This is a genomic window from Sphingobium sp. (assembly GCF_033795625.1).
Lineage (GTDB): Bacteria > Pseudomonadota > Alphaproteobacteria > Sphingomonadales > Sphingomonadaceae > Sphingobium.
Genome location: NZ_JARYGI010000001.1, coordinates 97,024 through 115,545, shown reverse-complemented (window position 1 = coordinate 115,545; position 18,522 = coordinate 97,024). Strand labels below are relative to the sequence as shown.

Annotated in this window: 19 protein-coding genes; 15 read left to right on the top strand and 4 right to left on the bottom strand. The window is 63.1% G+C overall.

Annotation, left to right across the window (positions count from 1 at the left end):
* Positions 1–169 precede the first annotated feature (169 nt).
* The 5 genes from QHC67_RS00605 (at position 170) to ribH (ending at position 4,071) form a co-directional block, all read left to right on the top strand.
* A complete protein-coding gene (locus tag QHC67_RS00605) occupies positions 170–649 on the top strand; it encodes a hypothetical protein (RefSeq protein ID WP_413818461.1) in 480 nt (159 codons plus the stop codon).
* Between the two features lie 41 nt (positions 650–690).
* Entirely contained in the window at positions 691–1,644 is a 954-nt protein-coding gene (gene ribD, locus QHC67_RS00600; RefSeq protein WP_413818460.1) for a bifunctional diaminohydroxyphosphoribosylaminopyrimidine deaminase/5-amino-6-(5-phosphoribosylamino)uracil reductase RibD, read from the top strand.
* Between the two features lie 9 nt (positions 1,645–1,653).
* Positions 1,654–2,262, top strand: a complete 609-nt coding sequence (locus QHC67_RS00595; RefSeq protein WP_319289831.1) for a riboflavin synthase — start codon at positions 1,654–1,656, stop codon at positions 2,260–2,262.
* 77 nt (positions 2,263–2,339) lie between these two features.
* Positions 2,340–3,623 carry a 3,4-dihydroxy-2-butanone-4-phosphate synthase gene (gene ribB / locus QHC67_RS00590; RefSeq protein WP_319289829.1) on the top strand — a complete coding sequence of 428 codons (1,284 nt, stop codon included), beginning with the start codon at positions 2,340–2,342 and terminating at the stop codon, positions 3,621–3,623.
* Positions 3,624–3,651: 28 nt separating this feature from the next.
* Positions 3,652–4,071 carry a 6,7-dimethyl-8-ribityllumazine synthase gene (gene ribH / locus QHC67_RS00585; RefSeq protein ID WP_319289827.1) on the top strand — a complete coding sequence of 140 codons (420 nt, stop codon included), beginning with the start codon at positions 3,652–3,654 and terminating at the stop codon, positions 4,069–4,071.
* Positions 4,072–4,114: 43 nt separating this feature from the next.
* Here the strand turns inward: ribH and QHC67_RS00580 are convergent, their stop codons facing one another.
* Positions 4,115–5,209 carry an alkene reductase gene (locus tag QHC67_RS00580; RefSeq protein WP_319289825.1) on the bottom strand — a complete coding sequence of 365 codons (1,095 nt, stop codon included), beginning with the start codon at positions 5,207–5,209 and terminating at the stop codon, positions 4,115–4,117.
* A 169-nt stretch (positions 5,210–5,378) separates the two neighbouring features.
* Between QHC67_RS00580 and QHC67_RS00575 the strand changes: the two genes are divergently transcribed.
* From QHC67_RS00575 to QHC67_RS00540, 8 genes are all read left to right on the top strand, one after another.
* Positions 5,379–6,041, top strand: a complete 663-nt coding sequence (locus QHC67_RS00575) for a COQ9 family protein (protein WP_319289822.1) — start codon at positions 5,379–5,381, stop codon at positions 6,039–6,041.
* Between the two features lie 80 nt (positions 6,042–6,121).
* Entirely contained in the window at positions 6,122–6,379 is a 258-nt protein-coding gene (locus QHC67_RS00570) for a FeoA family protein (protein WP_319289820.1), read from the top strand.
* Positions 6,376–8,238, top strand: a complete 1,863-nt coding sequence (gene feoB, locus QHC67_RS00565) for a ferrous iron transporter B (protein WP_319289818.1) — start codon at positions 6,376–6,378, stop codon at positions 8,236–8,238. The genes QHC67_RS00570 and feoB overlap by 4 nt, the downstream gene beginning before the upstream one ends.
* A 69-nt stretch (positions 8,239–8,307) precedes the next feature.
* The gene (gene ssb / locus QHC67_RS00560; RefSeq protein ID WP_319289816.1) at positions 8,308–8,859 is read left to right on the top strand and encodes a single-stranded DNA-binding protein; all 552 of its coding nucleotides are present in this window, start codon (positions 8,308–8,310) and stop codon (positions 8,857–8,859) included.
* 69 nt (positions 8,860–8,928) lie between these two features.
* Positions 8,929–9,795, top strand: coding sequence for a prolipoprotein diacylglyceryl transferase (gene lgt, locus QHC67_RS00555; RefSeq protein WP_319289814.1), 867 nt, complete (start codon positions 8,929–8,931; stop codon positions 9,793–9,795).
* The gene (locus QHC67_RS00550; RefSeq protein WP_319289812.1) at positions 9,785–10,855 is read left to right on the top strand and encodes a class I SAM-dependent methyltransferase; all 1,071 of its coding nucleotides are present in this window, start codon (positions 9,785–9,787) and stop codon (positions 10,853–10,855) included. Before lgt ends, QHC67_RS00550 begins: the two co-directional genes overlap by 11 nt.
* Positions 10,852–11,619 (top strand): peptidoglycan editing factor PgeF, encoded by a 768-nt coding sequence (gene pgeF / locus QHC67_RS00545; RefSeq protein ID WP_319289810.1) that lies wholly within the window; start codon positions 10,852–10,854, stop codon positions 11,617–11,619. Before QHC67_RS00550 ends, pgeF begins: the two co-directional genes overlap by 4 nt.
* Positions 11,620–11,734: 115 nt before the next feature.
* The gene (locus QHC67_RS00540) at positions 11,735–13,072 is read left to right on the top strand and encodes a cystathionine gamma-synthase family protein (RefSeq protein ID WP_319289808.1); all 1,338 of its coding nucleotides are present in this window, start codon (positions 11,735–11,737) and stop codon (positions 13,070–13,072) included.
* Here QHC67_RS00540 and QHC67_RS00535 read toward each other — a convergent pair.
* From QHC67_RS00535 to QHC67_RS00525, 3 genes are read right to left on the bottom strand one after another with little or no spacing between them, the layout of a single operon-like run.
* On the bottom strand, positions 13,069–14,391 hold the full coding sequence (locus QHC67_RS00535; protein WP_319289806.1) for an aminotransferase class V-fold PLP-dependent enzyme: 1,323 nt from the start codon (positions 14,389–14,391) through the stop codon (positions 13,069–13,071). The two genes, QHC67_RS00540 and QHC67_RS00535, sit on opposite strands and share 4 nt — an antisense overlap.
* A gap of 50 nt (positions 14,392–14,441) precedes the next feature.
* Complete coding sequence (locus tag QHC67_RS00530; RefSeq protein ID WP_319289805.1) at positions 14,442–15,725, bottom strand: MFS transporter; 1,284 nt, start codon at positions 15,723–15,725, stop codon at positions 14,442–14,444.
* Entirely contained in the window at positions 15,722–16,411 is a 690-nt protein-coding gene (locus QHC67_RS00525) for an HAD-IB family hydrolase (protein ID WP_319290051.1), read from the bottom strand. The genes QHC67_RS00530 and QHC67_RS00525 overlap by 4 nt, the downstream gene beginning before the upstream one ends.
* 125 nt (positions 16,412–16,536) lie before the next feature.
* Here QHC67_RS00525 and QHC67_RS00520 point away from each other — a divergent pair, with 125 nt between their 5' ends.
* A complete protein-coding gene (locus tag QHC67_RS00520) occupies positions 16,537–17,646 on the top strand; it encodes an ABC transporter permease (RefSeq protein WP_319289804.1) in 1,110 nt (369 codons plus the stop codon).
* Positions 17,643–18,521 (top strand): ABC transporter ATP-binding protein, encoded by an 879-nt coding sequence (locus QHC67_RS00515; RefSeq protein WP_319289802.1) that lies wholly within the window; start codon positions 17,643–17,645, stop codon positions 18,519–18,521. Before QHC67_RS00520 ends, QHC67_RS00515 begins: the two co-directional genes overlap by 4 nt.
* Position 18,522 lies beyond the last annotated feature (1 nt).

Genomic DNA, 18,522 nt, shown 5'->3' with positions numbered 1-18,522 from the left:
GCCGGGTCAGTAAGAGGCACCATCAGATGATGCCCCTCGGGTCGCAGGCCCTTGATAGCGTATTGGCGTGACTCAAGCGTGACGAAGGTCACACTTATGAGAATTTGCTCTTCATCCCCAAACCGCAGGCGAGAGAGCTTTGCATAGCGGCGGCTGATCCCTTATATTGATGCCCATGTCGATCTTCCCGAAACCTGTTTCCCCGCGCAGCGCACTTGGCGATTTCTGGACTTATTTTTCCGAAAAGCGCGCGCATAAATGGCCGTTGCTCGGCCTTGCCATGGCGATCACCTGGGTCATCGTCTGGGTTTTCATCCTGGACGGCAAGACCAATACGGGGCCACGCCAGAACAAGATCATGTATGTCCAGAGCTGGGACGCCAATCGCCCCGATGCCGTGATCATCGCCAAGCAGAAGGCGGACCTTGCCAGGGGTGAAATGCTGCTCGCCAAGAAGCAGAAGGAAATGCAAAAGGTTGCCGACATGGTCGGTATCGAATGGCGCGAAGAAGCGGCGCGCAATCACGCGAAGCGCGAGGAAGCACTGAAGGCGATCAACGCCATGCTCGACAAGCGGCTGGAGAAAGCCGAGGCCGCTGAAGCTGCCGCCGCGACCGGCCCGACATCGAAGAAGGTTGCTCGGCCATAAACGCTGCGTCCCTGCCCGCTGTGTCGCTCGACCGCCGATTAATGGCCACGGCAATCGCGCTTTCGGGGCGCGGCAGAGGGCTTTCGACGCCAAATCCCAATGTAGGATGCCTGATCGTTCGGGACGGACGGATTGTCGGGCGGGGCTGGACGCAGGCTGGAGGGCGTCCCCATGCCGAGGCGCAGGCTCTGCAGGAGGCGGTTGACCGCGCACATGGAGCGACCGCCTATGTCACGCTCGAGCCCTGCTTTCATTTTTCGCCACGCGGGCCACGCTGCGTCGACCTGCTGATCCGCGCAGGCATTGCACGCGTGGTCATTGCCGCCCGCGATCCCGATCCCCGCACCGATGGGCAGAGCATCGCCCTTCTGCAGTCGCGCGGCATCCGCGTGGAGGCGGGGCTGATGGAAATGGAAGCCCGTGACGCCATGGCGGGCTTCTTCCTGCGGCAGACCACGGGCCGTCCGCATGTGACACTGAAACTGGCGCTATCGCTGGATGGCCGGATCGCGCTGGCTGACGGATCGAGCCGATGGATAACCAGCACCGCAGCACGCGCACATACGCATATGGAGCGCGCGCGCCATGACGCCATACTCGTTGGCGCGGGCACGGTGCGAGCCGATTCGCCGCGTCTCGATGTGCGGCTGGCGGGGCTCGAAAACCGCTCTCCCCAGCCCCTGATGCTCGGCAGCGGAGCGCCGCCACAGGGCTGGCAGGTTATCCGCGGCCCCCAGGAGATTTCCGAGCTTTCCTGTGTCGATCATGTGATGGTGGAGGGCGGCGCGGCAACGGCGGCGGCCTTCCTGCGCGCCGACCTGGTGGATCGGCTCCTTTTGTATCGCGCCCCTATCCTCATCGGCACTGGTCGGGCGTCGATCGGCGACATCGGCCTGGACCGGCTGGAGGCCGCCCACGGACGCTGGCATCTTCAGGATAGCAGGATGCTGGGGCCGGATCGGCTTGAGGTTTACCTGCGCAATCGCAGCGCCTAGGGAAAGCGGATGTTCACTGGCATCATCACAGACATCGGCCACATTCGCGCGATCCAACATCGCGGCGACCTGCATCTTACCATCGGCTGCTCCTACGACATGGAGACGGTCGCGATCGGCGCATCGATTTCCTGTTCGGGCGTGTGCCTGACCGTGGTTGAGAAGGGGCCTGACTGGTTCGCCGTGGATGTGTCCGCTGAAACGCTCTCCCGCACGGCGCAAGGCCAGTGGACCGAAGGGCGGCGGCTCAATCTGGAACGGGCTCTGAAGATCGGCGACGAGCTGGGCGGCCATATCGTGACGGGGCATGTCGATGAGATCGGCGAGATCGTCGACGTTACGGATGAAGGCGGTTCTTTACGCGTGACCATATCCGCTGGTCCCACGGTGGCTCCCCATATCGCGCCCAAAGGGTCCATCACTCTGGATGGCATATCGCTGACGGTGAACACTGTAGAAGATCAGCCTGGTGGCGGCGTGCAATTCGGGGTCAATGTCATTCCGCACACGGCTGAGGTGACTACGTTCGACCAGCTGGAAGTCGGCCGGGCGCTCAACATCGAGATCGATGTGCTGGCGCGCTACCTTCAAAGGATGCTGGCCGTTCGCGCAATGTGATTATTGCCTGTTGTAATCACACTTCAATGTGATTATTTCGGCGCTGTACTGCTCCGCCCTGACATTAGGCATCTATTATGACAACAGCATTGATCGAGAATCTCCGTCACCTCGTCACCGACGGAGGCGTGTCGCGATCAGGACTGGCCCGCGCAGCGGGACTTCACGCCAACAGTTTGCGGCGGTTGGGCGAAAGCGACTGGAACCCCACTGCGGATACATTGGGAAAGCTCGAAGCCTATCTGCTGCGTCGCGAAGGCGGCACCGCGCTTTCGACGCCCGAGGAAATCATCAACGAAGCGCGCAATGGCCGCATGTTCATCCTGGTGGACGATGAAGATCGGGAGAATGAAGGCGATCTCGTGATCCCTGCGCAGATGGCGACACCCGATGCGATCAACTTCATGGCGACGCACGGACGCGGCCTGATCTGCCTGGCGCTCACCAAGTCGCGCGTGGAGCAACTCGGTCTCGACCTGATGAGCCGCCACAACGGCACGCGCCACGAAACGGCGTTCACGGTTTCCATCGAGGCGCGGGAAGGCGTGACCACGGGTATCAGTGCAGCCGACCGTGCCCGCACCATCGCTGTCGCCATCGACGGCGGCAAAACCGCAGCCGATATCGTGACGCCCGGCCATATCTTTCCACTGGTGGCGCGTCCGGGCGGCGTGCTGGTCCGCACCGGCCACACCGAAGCGGCAGTGGACGTCTCGCGTCTTGCCGGCCTCAATCCGTCCGGCGTGATCTGCGAGATCATGAAGGACGACGGCACGATGGCCCGGCTCGACGACCTGATCCCCTTCGCGCACAAACACCGGATGAAGATCGGCACGATCCGCGATCTTATCGCCTATCGCCGCCGGAACGATCATCTGGTCGAAAAGCGGGCAGAGGTGAACTTTACCAGCCGTTGGGGTGGCGAGTGGAAGGCCCTGACCTTCTTCAACAAAGCCACCGAGACGGAACAGGTCGTGCTCCAGAAAGGCCGAGTCGATCCCGATCAGCCGACGCTCGTGCGGATGCATCAGCTTTCGCCCTTCGCCGACGCGTTTGGTGAGGAAGGACCAAGATCCGGCCTGCTCCAGCGTTCGATGCAGATCATAGGTGAGGAGGGTTCGGGGCTTATCGTCGTTCTCAACCGGAATGCTCCGGATGCATTGACGCGGTTCTTTCAGATGAAGGCCGCCCAGAATGCGACATCAGGCGAGATGGACGAGCTACGCGACTATGGCGTGGGCGCCCAGATCCTCGCAGAGTTGGGCGTGCATGATATGATCCTGCTGACTAACAGCCATCACAGCCTGATCGCGTTGGATGGCTATGATCTTGCAGTGGTCGGCGAACGCCGGATCGACTGAATTCCCTCGAGCTTCAAGGATTACCGCCATGGCCAAGTTCCTCATCGTCGAGGCGCGCTTCTACGATCATCTGAACGACATGCTAATAGAAGGCGCGGCTGCGGCGCTCGATGATGCGGGACATCGGCACGAAGTGCTCACAGTTCCCGGCGCGCTCGAAATTCCGGGCGCGATCGCCCTGGCGGCTGAAAGCGGGCGCTATGACGGCTTCATCGCGATCGGCGTGGTGATCCGCGGCGAAACCTATCATTTCGAGGTCGTATCGAACGAAAGCGCCCGCGGCCTGATGGCCCTGACGATGGACGGAATCGCGATCGGCAATGGCATCATAACGGTCGAAAACGAGGCGCAGGCGCTGGCCCGCGCGAAAATGACCGAGAAGGATAAGGGCGGCGAAGCAGCCAAGGCCGCCATAGCCATGCTCGCCCTCAAGGAACGATTTGCGTGAGGTTCGGCCAGCCCGCATGGTGAGCGAGCTGGCCGAAAGATGATCAGGCTGCCGCCTTATCGAGCGTCGAATAATCGATATAACCTTCGGGACCCTGGCTGTACCATGTCGCCATGGGAGCCTCGGCAAGCGGCGCATCTCTCGACAGGCGCTCCGGCAGGTCCGGATTGGCAATGAACGGTCGGCCAAAAGCAATGGCGTCGGCCAGGCCGCTTTCCAGATCCGCTTGCGCGCGCGCTTTGTCATAGTCGCTGTTCAACACCAACGGCCCCTTGAACCGCTGCCGGATGATCGGCGACTGGCGAGGCTGATCCGTCTGGCCGAACGTTCCATCCGGGCCGGGCTCGCGTAGTTCCAGGAACGCTATGCCGATGTCGTTGAGGGCATCGGCAGCGAGCCCGAACACGCTCGCTGGATCTGCGTCTATCACGCCCTGGGTTTCTCCGTTTGGCGACAACCGGACTGCGGTACGGTCCGCGCCTGCTTCGTTCGCCACGGCTTGCGTCACTTCCCGCAGCAGGCGCACCCGGTTTTCGGGACTTCCGCCGTAGTCGTCGGTACGCAGGTTGCTGTTGCTCCGGAGGAACTGGTCGATCAGATAGCCGTTTGCGGCATGGATCTGGACGCCGTCGAACCCTGCCCGCAGCGCGTTGCGTGTTGCGTGGGCATAATCTTCGAGCAGGCGCGGAATCTCGGCAACGTCCAGAGGGCGTGCCTCGGCAAACGCCTGCTTGCCCGCATAGGTATGCGCCTGGCCGGGGGCAGTCGTGGCGCTGGCGGAGACTGGCGCTTCGCCGCCAAGAAAATGGGGATGAACGATGCGGCCCATGTGCCATAATTGCATGACGATGCGGCCGCCTTTTCCATGCACTGCCTCCGTCACGGGCTTCCACGCTTCGACCATCTGATCCGTCCAGATGCCGGGGGCGAAAGGCCATCCCAAACCCTCGCGGCTGATGCCCGTCGCTTCGGTGATGATGAGGCCGGCGCTGGCGCGCTGCGCATAGTAGTCGATCATCAACGGCGTCGGAATATGCTCTCGCGTGGCGCGGGCTCGTGTCAGCGGCGCCATCAATATGCGGTTGGGCGCCCGGATTGCGCCAAGGGCTATCGGGTCGAAAAGGCTAGGTGAAGGCATGCAGCGGCTCCTCATATGGTTGCAAAATGCAACGGAATTGCAACGGTCTGTCAGCTAGGAACGGTGCATGCCTGTTTCAATAGCATGTCGGGCGTCGAATGGTCAGGCTGTGGGTCGCGCGCCGCCATTGGTGCTTGTCCGCCTTCCTGCGCGCGCCTAGATTGCGGCCATGATCGATTTGCCCGAAGACCCGACCCTGGATGAACTGCGCAGTGCATTGGCACCGCTGGTTGCACGCAATGCCGCCTTCGATGGCTGGCGCAACACGGCAGTCATCAATGCAGCCGAGCAGGCTGGCGTCGATCCGGCGATTGCGGAACTGGCCTTTGCCAAGGGATCGGTGGCGATGATCGATGCGTGGTTCGCGGATATCGATGCCCGGATGGCGGCCCGCCTGCCCGCCGAGACACTGCGGACGATGAAAATCCGTGAGCGTATCACCGCCTTGATCCAGGCGCGGCTGGACTTGCTCGCGCGGGATCGCGAATCGCTGCGCCGGGCGTTGGCAGTGCTTGCGATGCCGCAGAACCTCGTGCGTTCCACACAGCTGGGCTGGCGTGCTGCGGATGTGATGTGGCGGCTCGCTGGCGATGTGGCAACCGATTATAATCATTATAGCAAGCGGGCGATTCTGGGCGGCGTCTATCTGGCTACGCTGCTTGCGTTCATTGACGACGAGAGCGAAGCCTATGCGGATACCCGCGCCTTCCTCTCTCGCCGGATCGATGGGATCATGCGGTTCGAGAAGGCGAAAGCCAATCTCCTGCCTGCCGCGGATCGTCGCCTCAGTCTCGCGCGCTTCATAGGTCGCCTACGCTATCCGGCGATCTGACCCGCTGATCATTCCCACTGGCGCAACTGCGCGGTTATTGATAATCAGTCGCAGTCCTTCCGTTCTTAAGGCCCCTGTTCTTGCGACTGCACCTCTATCCTCTGCGTCAGCCCGGCTATGTCGATAGCGTAGACTGGTCGCAACTGTCCGAAGCGGAGGGCCAGCGCCTGCGCGAATTCGGCGTTTGCGAGGGCGCCAGTATCGAAGCGCTGCACCGCGGAGGACTGCTTGGCCGCGGACCGCTCGCGTGCAAGGTGGGACGGATGACGATCGCCATGCGCCGCAATCATGCGGCCGCCATCGATGTGCGTAGCGGGCCGGACGCACCGGCGGCATGACCAGTATTCCGCTGGTGGCGCTGGTCGGCAACCCCAATGCCGGTAAAAGCGCTTTGTTCAACGCGCTGACCGGCGCGCGGCAGAAGCTGGGCAACTATCCCGGCGTAACGGTAGAACGTAAGTCGGGGCGCATCTCGCTTTCGGATGGACGCCCGGTCGAAGTGGTGGACTTGCCCGGCACTTACAGCCTGGACCCCACCAGCCCGGACGAACAGGTGACGCGCGATGTGATCCTGGGGCGGCAGGAGGGCGAGCGCCTTCCCGACGCACTGGTGATCGTGGTGGACGCGTCCAATCTCGACAACCACTTGCGCTTTGCCCTGGAGCTGATTGCACTTGGTCTGCCGACGATCGTTGCCCTGAACATGGTCGATCTTGCCACCCGCGATGGGCTCGAACTCGATGCGGATATCCTTAGCCGCGATCTTGGCGTTCCGGTTATCGCAACGGTGGCCGTGCGCAAGCGGGGGCTGGATCACCTTCGCGGCGCGCTTGATGGTCTGCTGGATGGCAGTCCACGCGCGCTGCGTGCTCCACAGCAGGATGTCGGATTCGACGCGCGGCGGGCAGAGGCGCGGCGGATCGCCCGCTCCGCTATCGTGGCGGAGACGCCCTCGCGTCGCCTTACCGCTGCTGTGGATAGGGTGGCGCTGCATCCGGTGCTGGGACTGATAGTGCTGCTGGCGCTGCTCTTCGTGATGTTTCAGGCCGTCTATGCCTGGTCAGAAGCGCCCATTGCGATGATCGAGGGCTGGGCGGCTGCGGGATCAGACGCTGTAACTGCGGCCCTGCCGGACGGGCTGCTGCGATCTTTCCTGGTCGATGGCGTCATCAACGGCGTGGGATCGGTCGTGGTGTTCCTGCCTCAGATCCTGATCCTTTTCCTTTTCATCCTTATGCTGGAGGCGACCGGCTACATGACGCGCGCCGCCTTCATGATGGATGGGCTGATGGCGCGCGTAGGGCTTTCCGGGCGGGCCTTCATTCCGCTGCTCTCATCTTTCGCCTGTGCCGTTCCCGGTATCATGGCGACGCGCACGATCAGCGATCCTAAAGACCGCCTGACGACGATATTGATTGCGCCGCTGATGACCTGTTCGGCGCGGCTGCCCGTCTATGCGGTGATCATCGGCGCCTTCATCCCGTCGCGGACCATAGGGCCGGGCATCGGGCTGCAGGGGCTCGTCCTGTTCGCCCTCTACGTTGCCGGGATCATCGGCGCGTTTGTCGTGGCGCTGATCCTGCGGATGACGGTGACCAAGGGGAAGAGCAGCGGCTTCCTGATGGAAATGCCGAAATATCAATGGCCGCGGGTGCAGGACATCCTGATTGGCTTGTGGCAGCGCGCCGTGATCTTCCTGAAGCGGGCAGGCACGATCATCTTCGCTTCGACGGTGATCCTCTGGTTGCTGCTCAGTTTCCCCAAGCCTCCGGTCGGCAGCACGGTGTCGCCCGTGGATTACAGCATCGCCGGGCGGATCGCAGGTGGCCTGAACGTCGTGATGGAGCCCATCGGCTTCAATCGCGACATTTCGCTGGCGCTGATCCCCGCCATGGCCGCGCGGGAAGTCGCTGTTTCGGCCCTCGCAACGGTCTACTCGCTGGAAGCGGATGACGACGAGGCGGCCTTGGAGCGCTCGCTCGGCGACCGGTTGCAGGGGCGCTGGTCGTTGCCGACTGCGCTGGCGTTCCTGGCGTGGTTCGTGTTCGCGCCGCAGTGCATTTCCACCATTGCCGTCGCACGCCGGGAGACCAATGGCTGGCGCTGGCCGGCGTTCATGGTGGGTTATCTGTTCGCGCTCGCATATTGCGCGGCTGGCATCACCTTCTGGATCGCAACAGCTTTAGGGCTGCATTAGCCTTTCGCCTTGTTCGACAAGACGCGCTGCCTATAAGAACGGCTTTTGCAGAGCTTTTCGGGAATCAACATGGCAGGCAGCGTCAACAAGGTCATTCTGGTCGGCAATCTGGGCGCGGACCCCGAAGTCAAATCCTTCCAGAATGGCGGCAAGGTGTGCAACATCCGCATCGCTACCTCGGAAAACTGGAAGGATCGCGCAACCGGCGAGAAGAAGGAGCGGACCGAGTGGCACAATGTCGCGATCTTCTCCGAAGGGCTGGTCGGCGTTGCCGAGCGTTTCCTGCGCAAGGGCAGCAAGGTCTATATCGAGGGCCAGCTTCGCACGCGTAAATGGCAGGATCAGTCGGGCAATGACCGCTACACGACCGAAGTCGTGCTGCAGGGCCTGGGCTCGGTACTGACGATGCTGGACGGTGCGCCCGGTGCCGGCGGTGGTCAGGGCGGCGGGGGCGGCTATGGCGGCGGCGCGCGTTCGGGCGGCAACGATTGGGGCGGCGGCGCGAGCAGCGGCGGCTATGACGATGATTTCGGCGGTGGTCGCAGCAGCAGCGGTGGCGCACGTGGAGGCTCCAGCGGCCCGAACTTCGGCAATGACCTGGACGACGAAGTTCCGTTCTGAGGATGACATTGCGCCACCTATTGGCGCTAGGGTTGCCTCCGGTCAGGCGCATATAAACGGGGAAAAGTCTTGATACACCTGCTTGCCGCGACTGCTTCCGCGCATCTGGACTTCAATAGCCTGGGTCTCGATCCGGTGGCGCTCGACCTCGGCTTTTTCACGTTGAAATGGTATAGTCTCGCCTATCTTGCCGGGATCCTGATCGGCTACTGGTATCTGCTGAAGCTGATCGCGCAGCCCGGCTCGCCGATGGCGCGTCGGCATGCCGACGATATGATCTTCTACGCGACGCTGGGCATAATCGTCGGCGGGCGACTGGCCTATGTGCTGTTCTACCAGCCCGGCATACTGGAAAACCCGCTGGACATCTTCAAGCTGTGGAACGGAGGCATGTCGTTCCACGGCGGGGTGATCGGCGTGACCTGCGGCATCCTGTGGTTGTCGCGCAAGGAGGGGCTGAACTGGCTGCGGGTGCATGACTATGTCGCCTGCTGCGTGCCATTCGGACTGTTCTTCGGACGACTGGCGAACTTCGTGAATGGCGAGTTGTGGGGCAAGGCGACCGATGTGCCGTGGGCCATCATCTTCCCGACGGGCGGTCCCGACCCCCGCCACCCCAGCCAGCTGTATGAGGCGGGATTGGAGGGGCTGGTCCTGTTCGCCGTCCTCTGGTTCGCCTTCTGGAAGACGCAGGCGCGCTATCAGCCGGGCAAGCTGGTGGGCATATTCCTGCTGGGCTATGGTCTGGCACGGTTCTTCGTCGAATATTTCCGCGAGGCCGATGCGCAGTTGATGGAGTTCGCGCAGGAAAGCGGCCTGCATATGGGGCAGTGGCTGACATTGCCGATGATCGTCGGCGGCATCTACCTCATCGCGACCGCGAAGGGCCGCCGCCAGCGTATCGAGTCGACGGCCGGAAGCGCCAGTGTCGGATGACGCGCTTTTCCCCAAGCTGGCATTGGGGGAAAGACTGAGGCGGCAGATCGAAGCGGGCGGGCCGATATCGGTCGCGCATTATATGGCCGAGGCCAATGCGCAGTATTACGGTACGCGCGATCCGCTGGGTGCAGCCGGGGATTTCATCACCGCACCGGAAATCAGCCAGATGTTCGGGGAGTTGCTGGGGCTGTGCCTTGCCGACGTCTGGCAACGGTCGGGGCGGCGCGCCGGGGCGCTATATGTGGAATTAGGACCGGGGCGTGGGACGTTGGCCGTCGACGCGCTGCGGGCGATGGAGGCGGCGGCGCTGGCGCCCAAACCGCATTTCGTCGAAACGAGCCCCGTGTTGCGGGATCGCCAGTTGGCTGTCCTGCCGACCGTTCAGTTCCATGAAGACCTGGACACGTTGCCGGAAAACGGGCCGTTGCTGGCGGTGGCAAACGAGTTCTTCGATGCGCTGCCAGTGCGGCAAATGGTGCGGACGGCCAATGGCTGGCGCGAGCGCGTGGTGATTGCGGAGGAGAATGGCCGCTTCGCACCGATGGCGGGATATCGGGCGATGGAGGCGGCTGTACCGTCGGCGCTGGCGGATGCCGACATTGGCTCGATCGTGGAGGTGTCGCCCGCGGCGGCGACGGTGGCGCTGGCGCTGGCTAACCGCATTGCCAAACAGGGCGGGGCCGCGCTGATCGTCGATTATGGCTATGAGGGTCCCGCGCTGGGAGATACTTTGCAGGCGGTCCGGGGACACGCGCATGCCGATCCTTTTACCGATGTCGGGGAAAGCGATCTGACCGCACATGTCGACTTCACGCTGATCGGGAACATGGCGCGGCAGGCGGGATTGAAGGTGCTAGGACCAGTGGCGCAGGGCGAGTTTCTGGGGATGCTCGGGATCGATGCGCGGGCGGCGCAACTGGCGCGGCAGTCTCCGGACCGCGCGCAGGATGTCACGGCCGCTCGGATGCGGCTCGTCTCGGCGGACCAGATGGGGACATTGTTCAAGGTGATGGCGTTCGTTCACCCGGACTGGGCGCTGCCGGAAGGATTTACATGAGCGTCGAACGGATTGAGGCTGCTGCTCTTGGCAACGTGCCGCACGGGTTTCTGGGGCGGCGCGGTGGCGTGTCGACCGGGCTGTATGCCGGGCTGAACGTCGGGCTGGGATCGGATGACGATCGCGCCGCTATCCTGCGCAATCGCGACCTGGCGCGTGACGCCGTGTTGGCTGGTGCGGCTCTGGTGACGGTGCGGCAGGTGCATTCCCCCGATGTCGTGACGGTCGCGGAGGCCATTGCCGAGGACGCCCGACCTGCCGCGGATGCGCTGGTGACGGATAGGCCGGGATTGCTGCTGGGCATATTGACGGCGGATTGCGTGCCAGTGCTGTTCGCGGACGAGCAGGCAGGCGTAGTAGGTGCGGCGCATGCCGGCTGGAAGGGTGCGCTGCATGGCGTGACCGACCGGACAATCACGGCGATGGAAGCATTGGGGGCGGATCGGGGACGGATCGCCTGCGCTATTGGCCCATGCATTGGGCGGCGGTCCTACGAAGTCGGGGAAGACTTTGCGCTGCGGTTCGAGGATGCCGATCCCGCGAACGAGCGGTTCTTCGGCGTGGGAAAGCCGGGACACCGGATGTTCGACATCGAAGCCTATGTGGCGGCGCGCCTCGCATCCGCAGGAGTGGGCCAAGTCGAGGTGCTGGGCGAGGATACCTGTCGCCAGGCTGATCGCTTCTACAGCTATCGCCGGTCCTGCCTGAATGGAGAGGCGGGATATGGGCGGCAGATATCGCTGATCGGCCTGAAAGCCGATTAGGAACTGGAGGATTGCGAAGGCGTTTGACAGCCGGGGGTTGACGGCCGTGGGGAATAAGGTTTCAAAATAGCGTCACATTATTACAGCGCGCTTCCTGTGCGCCGAGAGGTTGGACATGGCGGACGAAATCGCGAAAACTCCTGAAACCAATGAAGCCGAACTGACCGGTGCGACTACGCGTCGCCGTCCCAAGCCCGACATCATGGAGATCAGCGGGCGCAAGCTCAAACCTGCGACGCTGATGATGGGTCATGGTTACGACCCGGCGCTGTCCGAGGGATCATTGAAGCCGCCGATCTTTCTCACATCGACCTTCGCATTTGAGAGCGCGGCGGCGGGCAAGCGGCACTTCGAAGGTGTCACTGGTATCCGGCCGGGTGGCTCGGAGGGACTCATCTATTCGCGGTTCAATGGCCCTAATCAGGAGATTGCGGAGGATCGGCTTGCCGTCTGGGAAGATGCCGACGATGCGCTGCTGTTTTCCAGCGGCATGTCCGCCATTGCGACGACGCTGCTGGCGCTGGTGCAGCCGGGCGATGTGATCGTTCACAGCGCGCCGCTCTATGCCGCGACCGAAGGGCTGATCGGGCGCATCCTCGGCAAGTTCGGGGTGCAATGGATGGATTTCCCTGCGGGCGCGACGGAGGAGGATATCGGCGCGGTGGTCAAAGCGGCGCAGGCCAAGGGCCGGGTCGCGATGATCTATCTGGAAAGCCCCGCCAATCCGACCAACGTGCTTGTGGACGTGGAAGCGGTAGTTGCGCGGCGCGACTTCCTGTTTGCGGGCGAAGCGCATCAACCGCCGATCGTCATCGACAATACGTTCCTGGGGCCGCTGTGGCACAAGCCGCTGGCGCATGGCGCGGATCTTGTCGTCTACAGCCTCACAAAATATGCGGGCGGCCATAGCGATCTGGTGGCAGGCGGCGCGCTCGGCAAACAGAAGCTGGTCGACGCGATCAGGATGATGCGCAATACCATCGGCACGATCCTGGACCCGCATAGCGCATGGATGCTGCTGCGGAGCCTTGAAACGCTGGAACTGCGGATGAGCCGCGCGGGCGAGAATGCGGCGAAGGTCTGCGCATGGTTGCGCGATCAGCCGCAGGTGGAGAAGATCGTCTATCTGGGCTTTCCATCGGACGCCCGGCAGCAGGACATTTACGACCGGCATTGCACCGGCGCGGGATCGACGTTCTCGCTGTACCTGAAGGGCGGCGAGGCGGAGAGCTTTGCGTTTCTCGATGCGTTGAAGATCGCGAAGCTGGCCGTCAGCCTGGGCGGCACCGAGACGCTGGCGAGCCACCCGGCCGCGATGACGCATCTATCGGTCCCGGCGGAGCGCAAGAAGGCGCTGGATATCGGCGACAACATGGTGCGGATATCCATCGGTTGCGAGGACGCGGACGACCTGATCGCCGATTTCGCGCAGGCTTTGCAGGCGGTAGGTTAGGCGATTCCCTTCATCTTCCGGAAGGCGTCGAACTGTTCGAGGAAACGGTCGATGTCGGCCTTCGAGAGATAATAAGGTGTTGAGAGGCGCAGCTTGCTTGGCTCTCCGCCGCGCACCCGGATGTGTTGCGTCTTCCATAGCCAGTCCTGCAATTCCATGCGGGAAACCGGCGGGACGTTCACGGTAGCGATGGCGCAGCGCATGGCGGGATCGGGAGAGGTCCACGACTGCGCGCCTCGCTCCACCATGGCCGCATGGAGATAGTCGGCAAGATAGCGGTGGCGGCGCTCTATCCGGTCGATGCCTATGGACTGGGCGAAGGCAACGGACGCATTGAGGCCCATCATCGTCGGGATGTTGGACGACCCGATCTGCATGTAGCGGTCCGCCTTGCGCGTCGGGTCGTCCCACCCCCCGGTCGCTACTGTATTCCAGACGCGGTTCATCACATCCTCGTTGCGCAGGTACAGGAACCCGGTGCCCTTCGGCGCGAACAGCCATTTGTGCATAGACCCGGTATAAAGGTCGCAGCCGATGTCGTTGAGGTTCACGGCCATCATGCCGGGCACATGTGCGCCGTCGAAAGCGGAGATAATCCCCTTCGAGCGGGCCAGCGTAGCGATCTGCTTGGCAGGCAGGATTACGCCGGTCGCGGTGCTGATATGGCTGACGAAGATGATCCGGGTGCGCGGCGTGATCGCATCGTTGATGCGGTTGAGTATTTCGTCCGGACCCTTGGGAGCCTTGGGCGTCGCGAATTTCTTGACGATGATTCCGTAGCGTTTGGCGCGCAGGTTCCAGGGCTGCTCGCCGCTGCCATGCTCCTCGTCGCTGATCAGCACTTCGTCGCCCGCTTTCATGTCGAAGCCATTGGCGACATAGCTGTTGGCTTCGGTGCAGTTGCGCAGGATCGCCATCTGATCGACGGACGCACCCATGAAATCGGCGAAAGGCTTGCGGAACTCGACCCATGGGCCGTATCCCCAGATCGGGTAGTCCTCCGAGGCAGGCTGCGTCATCTGCTCGGTCAATTCGTAGCTGTCGAACACCGCCTTCAACACCGGGCGGGGCGACGATCCGACGGTGCCGTTGTTGAGGTTCACCACGTTTTCGGGGATCAGGAACTGCTTGCGCAGAGCGGCCCAATAGGCGTCTTCGTTGCTGTCGTAGAGGCCCGTTGCAGGCATGGCTGCCGGTTGCATGGAGGCAGCAAAGGCCGCTGCGCCGGAGGGCGCCAGCACGCCGGCGGTCGCGGCGGTGGCCATGAAGGAACGGCGATCCAGCATCTTGGCCTCCCGGACATGCAACAGGGTCAGCAAGAGCTGCCTATGTCCGGGGGAACGATCCGGGAGGCAAAAGCCGTAACGGCTCAGATATTGAAAGCAGGCTTGCGTCCTTCGCCTGAGAACGGCCGCCCTGCAATGACGGCGATCGCTGCCACTATCGCAAAAGCGCCCGCTGCGATGAAGGCGGGAAGGTAGCTGCCGGTCTGTTCGCGGACCACGCCCGCGCCGAAAGCGGCGGTGGCCGCGCCAAGCTGATGGCCGACCATGATCCAGCCGAACACGATCGGCGCCGCCTGTTCGCCGAAGGTCTGGTTGGCAAGCTTCATCGTGGGCGGCACCGTTGCGATCCAGTCGAGACCGTAGAAGATGGCGAAGGCCGTTAGGCTGGCCGGACCGAAATCGAGGAAGGGCAGCGCGATCAGCGACAGGCCGCGCAGACCGTAATAGACGAACAGGAGCTTGCGCGGATCGTAGCGGTCGGTGAGCCAGCCCGAGGCCGTGGTGCCGATCAGGTCGAAGAAGCCCATCATTGAAAGCAGGCCGGCGGCCGCAACCGCTGCGATCCCATGGTCACCGCAAAAGGCGATCATGTGGACGCCGATCAGGCCGTTCGTCGTCAGGCCGCAGACGAAGAAAGTGCCGAACAGCAGCCAGAACATCGGCACGCGCGCGGCAGCGGTAAGCGCGGAGATCGCGCCTCCGGCGGTGCGGGCCTGCTTGATCGGGGACGGCGGCGCGCTTTCCGCCGTTTCGCCGATGCGAGTTGCTCCGACATCGCCGGGGCGCTCGGGCATGAAGAAGGCGACGAGCGGGATGAGAAGGATGCAGGCGAGGCTGACCGCCAGCACGACCGGCTTCCATGCGCCCTCCCGCGTGAGCCAGGCGAGAACCGGCAGGAACACGAGCGCGCCCGTGGCAGTGCTGGCGCTGAGCAGGCCCATGGCGAGGCCCTGATGCTTTGCGAACCAGCGGTTGACGACTGCGGCGCCCAGCACCGTGGCGATGGCCCCGCTGCCGATCCCGGAGAGCACGCCCCACGTTGCGACATACTGCCAGGAGGCCGTCATCCATTGGCTGACGAAGGTAGCGGCGGCCATCAGGGACAGGCCCGCGATCATCGTGCGCCGGATGCCGAACGACAGCATAAGCGCAGCGGCGAAAGGTCCCGCGAGGCCATACAGGAAGATGCCGATCGCGGCCGTCAGCGAGGTGGTCGCCCGGTTCCAGCCGAAGTGAAGCTCCAGCGGCACCATCAGCACGCCGGGGGCCGACCGCAGCCCCGCCGCGACCATCAGGGCGACAAATGTGATCAGCAGCACCAGGCTTGCCGGATGCGCGACGGAGCGGAAGACGCGGGAATGCCTCATGCCCAATCCACCCGCGGCCATCCCTTCTCCAGCGCCAATTTCGCCAGCGGCTTGTGCGGGTTGGCGGCATAGGGCTCATCGGCGAAGGCCAGCATCGGCGCGTCCGAAACATGATCGGAATAGGCGCGGATGTGAGTCGAGGTCCGGGGGATGCCGTGGCGGGCCATCCATGCCTGGATCATCCGCAGCTTGCCTTCGTCATAGCAATTCTCGCCTGCAATGCGAGCGCGGACATAGCTGAGGTCCTGGCTCAGATTGTCGGTCGCGATGACGGTGTCGAAGCCCAGGCTTTCGGCGATGCTTTCGACATAGAGGCGATAGGAGGCAGTGGCGAGAACGAGATGATATCCCTCTGCCCTGTCCTGCCCCACCTGGATCAGGGCGTCCTTGCGGACGTTGTTGGCGATCACCTTTTCCGCGTAGCTTTTGAGATGCGGCGTCAGCGCCTCGCGCCGGACCTCATACCCGATCATCAACGCCTGGTTCCATTCCTTCACCCGCGACCGGTCGATCAGGCGTAGGACGTAGGCGAGCATGACGAGCGGCACGAGGGGCAGGAAAATCAGCCGCCAAGGGGAAAGCGCCAGCGCGATGTGCATCAGAAAGCCGCTGTAGGTGCCCGTTACCGTAATGGTGCGATCCATGTCGTAGATGGCGAGTTTGCGCTGGACCTGCACAGGCTTCATGTCACCCGGGGAGGAGGCTATCTCCATGCCGCTTCCGAAACTTTCCTCGTTAGATCACGTTCTGTCTCTCAGATGGGCCGTTTCGGCTTGCCGTGCAACCGATAATGGACCAGTAATCCAGCCACATGATGCAGCCAGCCAATCTTCAGGAGGATCCGCGCGACGATGGCACGGTCGTCCACCTGTCAGGTAATCTGGCGGTCGCGCACCTTGGCGACCTGCCCGAACAGCTGGACGCGATCAGCCGCCCAGTGGCTCGCATCGATATGGCGCAAGTCGACCATATCGACACCATCGGTGCATGGACGGTGCATCGCTTCGCCGCGCGCCACAAGGCGGAGATCGTTGGCGCCAGCGAGGACGCCACGCGGCTGATTTCCGAAGTCGGCCGTGACGATGAACCCATGGCGATTCGGCCCGATCCGACGCCGCCGCTCCAGCGCGTGCTGGGGGAAATCGGCGCGGCGACCCGGATGGCGGGCAATACCATGGTGGGCTTGCTCGGCTTCTTCGGCGCGACTTTGGTGGCCAGTTGGACATTGATCAAGCATCCGCGCCGTCTGCGCATGAATGCTGTGGTTCAGCGGCTTGAAGTTGTGGGCGTTTCTGCGCTGGCGATCATCGGATTGATGAGCTTCCTGATCGGCATCGTGATCGCCCAGCAAGGATCGGTGCAGCTGCGCCAGTTCGGGCTGGAGGTGATGACGATCAACCTGGTCGGGCGACTGACCTTCCGTGAGCTTGGCGTGCTGATGACGGCCATCATGGTGGCGGGGCGTTCGGGATCGGCCTTTGCGGCGCAGCTCGGCACGATGAAGCTGACCGAGGAAATCGACGCGATGCGTACCATCGGCGTGTCGCCGATGGAGGCGCTGGTGATGCCGCGCGTGATCGCGGCGATCATCATGATGCCGTTGCTCGGCTTCTACGCGTCGATCGTTGCGATCATCGGCGGCGGGTTCCTGTGCGCCGTGGCGCTGGACATTCCGCCGGTGACGTTTGTGCAGCGGTTGCGCGAAGTGGTGCCAATCACCGACCTGTATGTCGGCATGATCAAGGCGCCGGTTTTCGGACTGATCATCGCGATCTGCGGCTGTTTCCAGGGGATGCAGGTCAAGGCCAATGCCGAGGAAGTCGGCAACCGCACCACCGCTGCGGTGGTGCAGGCGATCTTCCTCGTCATCGTGCTGGATGCGTTCTTCGCGGTCTTCTTTACCTGGGTGGGGTGGATATGACGCCCGAGGAAGAAGCCGCCCTGGAAGCCGAGCAGCGGCTGGAGGAAGCAGTCCAGTCATCCGATATCGCGATATCGGTACGCGGCCTGCGCAACAGCTTCGGCGAGCAGACCGTGCATGAGGATCTCGATCTCGATGTGCGCAAAGGGGAGATATTGGGCGTCGTGGGCGGATCGGGCACCGGCAAGTCGGTGCTGATGCGCTCGATCATCGGGTTGCAGACGCCCGATGCCGGCGAAGTGAACGTGTTCGGCGAATCCATGATCGGGCGGCTAGACGATGACGAGGCGCTGGCCATCCGCAAGCGCTGGGGCGTGCTGTTCCAGGGTGGTGCGCTGTTCTCGACGCTGACGGTTGCCGAGAATGTCGAAGTGCCGTTGCGCGAATATTACCCCAACATCGGCGCGAAACTGCGCGACGAGATTGCCGCGTATAAGATCCGGATGACGGGACTGCCCAACGATGCGGGACCGAAATATCCGTCCGAATTGTCCGGGGGCATGAAGAAGCGTGCCGGGTTGGCGCGGGCGCTCGCGCTGGATCCGGACCTGTTGTTCCTCGACGAGCCGACGGCGGGCCTCGACCCCATCGGTGCGGCAGCCTTCGACGAGCAGACGCGCCAGTTGCAGCAGACGCTGGGTCTTACCGTCTTCCTGATCACGCACGATCTCGACACGCTGTTTTCGATCTGCGACCGAGTGGCGGTGCTGGCCGACAAGAAGGTGATCGCGGTCGGCACGATCGAGGAACTTCTGGCGACGGACCATCCGTGGATTCAGGAATATTTCAATGGACCGCGCGGGCGCGCCGCGGTCTCCGCGCAGCAGAAGCCCAAGCGGGAATTGGCCAGCGGCGCGCAGGCGGAAAGGCAGTAGG

Bases quoted from the DNA above. Each gene is read 5' to 3' on its own strand.
- QHC67_RS00605 (WP_413818461.1), top strand. From the start codon at position 170: ATGCCCATGTCGATCTTCCCGAAACCTGTTTCCCCGCGCAGCGCACTT.
- ribD (WP_413818460.1), top strand. From the start codon at position 691: ATGGCCACGGCAATCGCGCTTTCGGGGCGCGGCAGAGGGCTTTCGACG.
- QHC67_RS00595 (WP_319289831.1), top strand. From the start codon at position 1,654: ATGTTCACTGGCATCATCACAGACATCGGCCACATTCGCGCGATCCAA.
- ribB (WP_319289829.1), top strand. From the start codon at position 2,340: ATGACAACAGCATTGATCGAGAATCTCCGTCACCTCGTCACCGACGGA.
- ribH (WP_319289827.1), top strand. From the start codon at position 3,652: ATGGCCAAGTTCCTCATCGTCGAGGCGCGCTTCTACGATCATCTGAAC.
- QHC67_RS00580 (WP_319289825.1), bottom strand. From the start codon at position 5,209: ATGCCTTCACCTAGCCTTTTCGACCCGATAGCCCTTGGCGCAATCCGG.
- QHC67_RS00575 (WP_319289822.1), top strand. From the start codon at position 5,379: ATGATCGATTTGCCCGAAGACCCGACCCTGGATGAACTGCGCAGTGCA.
- feoB (WP_319289818.1), top strand. From the start codon at position 6,376: ATGACCAGTATTCCGCTGGTGGCGCTGGTCGGCAACCCCAATGCCGGT.
- ssb (WP_319289816.1), top strand. From the start codon at position 8,308: ATGGCAGGCAGCGTCAACAAGGTCATTCTGGTCGGCAATCTGGGCGCG.
- pgeF (WP_319289810.1), top strand. From the start codon at position 10,852: ATGAGCGTCGAACGGATTGAGGCTGCTGCTCTTGGCAACGTGCCGCAC.
- QHC67_RS00540 (WP_319289808.1), top strand. From the start codon at position 11,735: ATGGCGGACGAAATCGCGAAAACTCCTGAAACCAATGAAGCCGAACTG.
- QHC67_RS00530 (WP_319289805.1), bottom strand. From the start codon at position 15,725: ATGAGGCATTCCCGCGTCTTCCGCTCCGTCGCGCATCCGGCAAGCCTG.
- QHC67_RS00525 (WP_319290051.1), bottom strand. From the start codon at position 16,411: ATGAAGCCTGTGCAGGTCCAGCGCAAACTCGCCATCTACGACATGGAT.
- QHC67_RS00520 (WP_319289804.1), top strand. From the start codon at position 16,537: ATGATGCAGCCAGCCAATCTTCAGGAGGATCCGCGCGACGATGGCACG.
- QHC67_RS00515 (WP_319289802.1), top strand. From the start codon at position 17,643: ATGACGCCCGAGGAAGAAGCCGCCCTGGAAGCCGAGCAGCGGCTGGAG.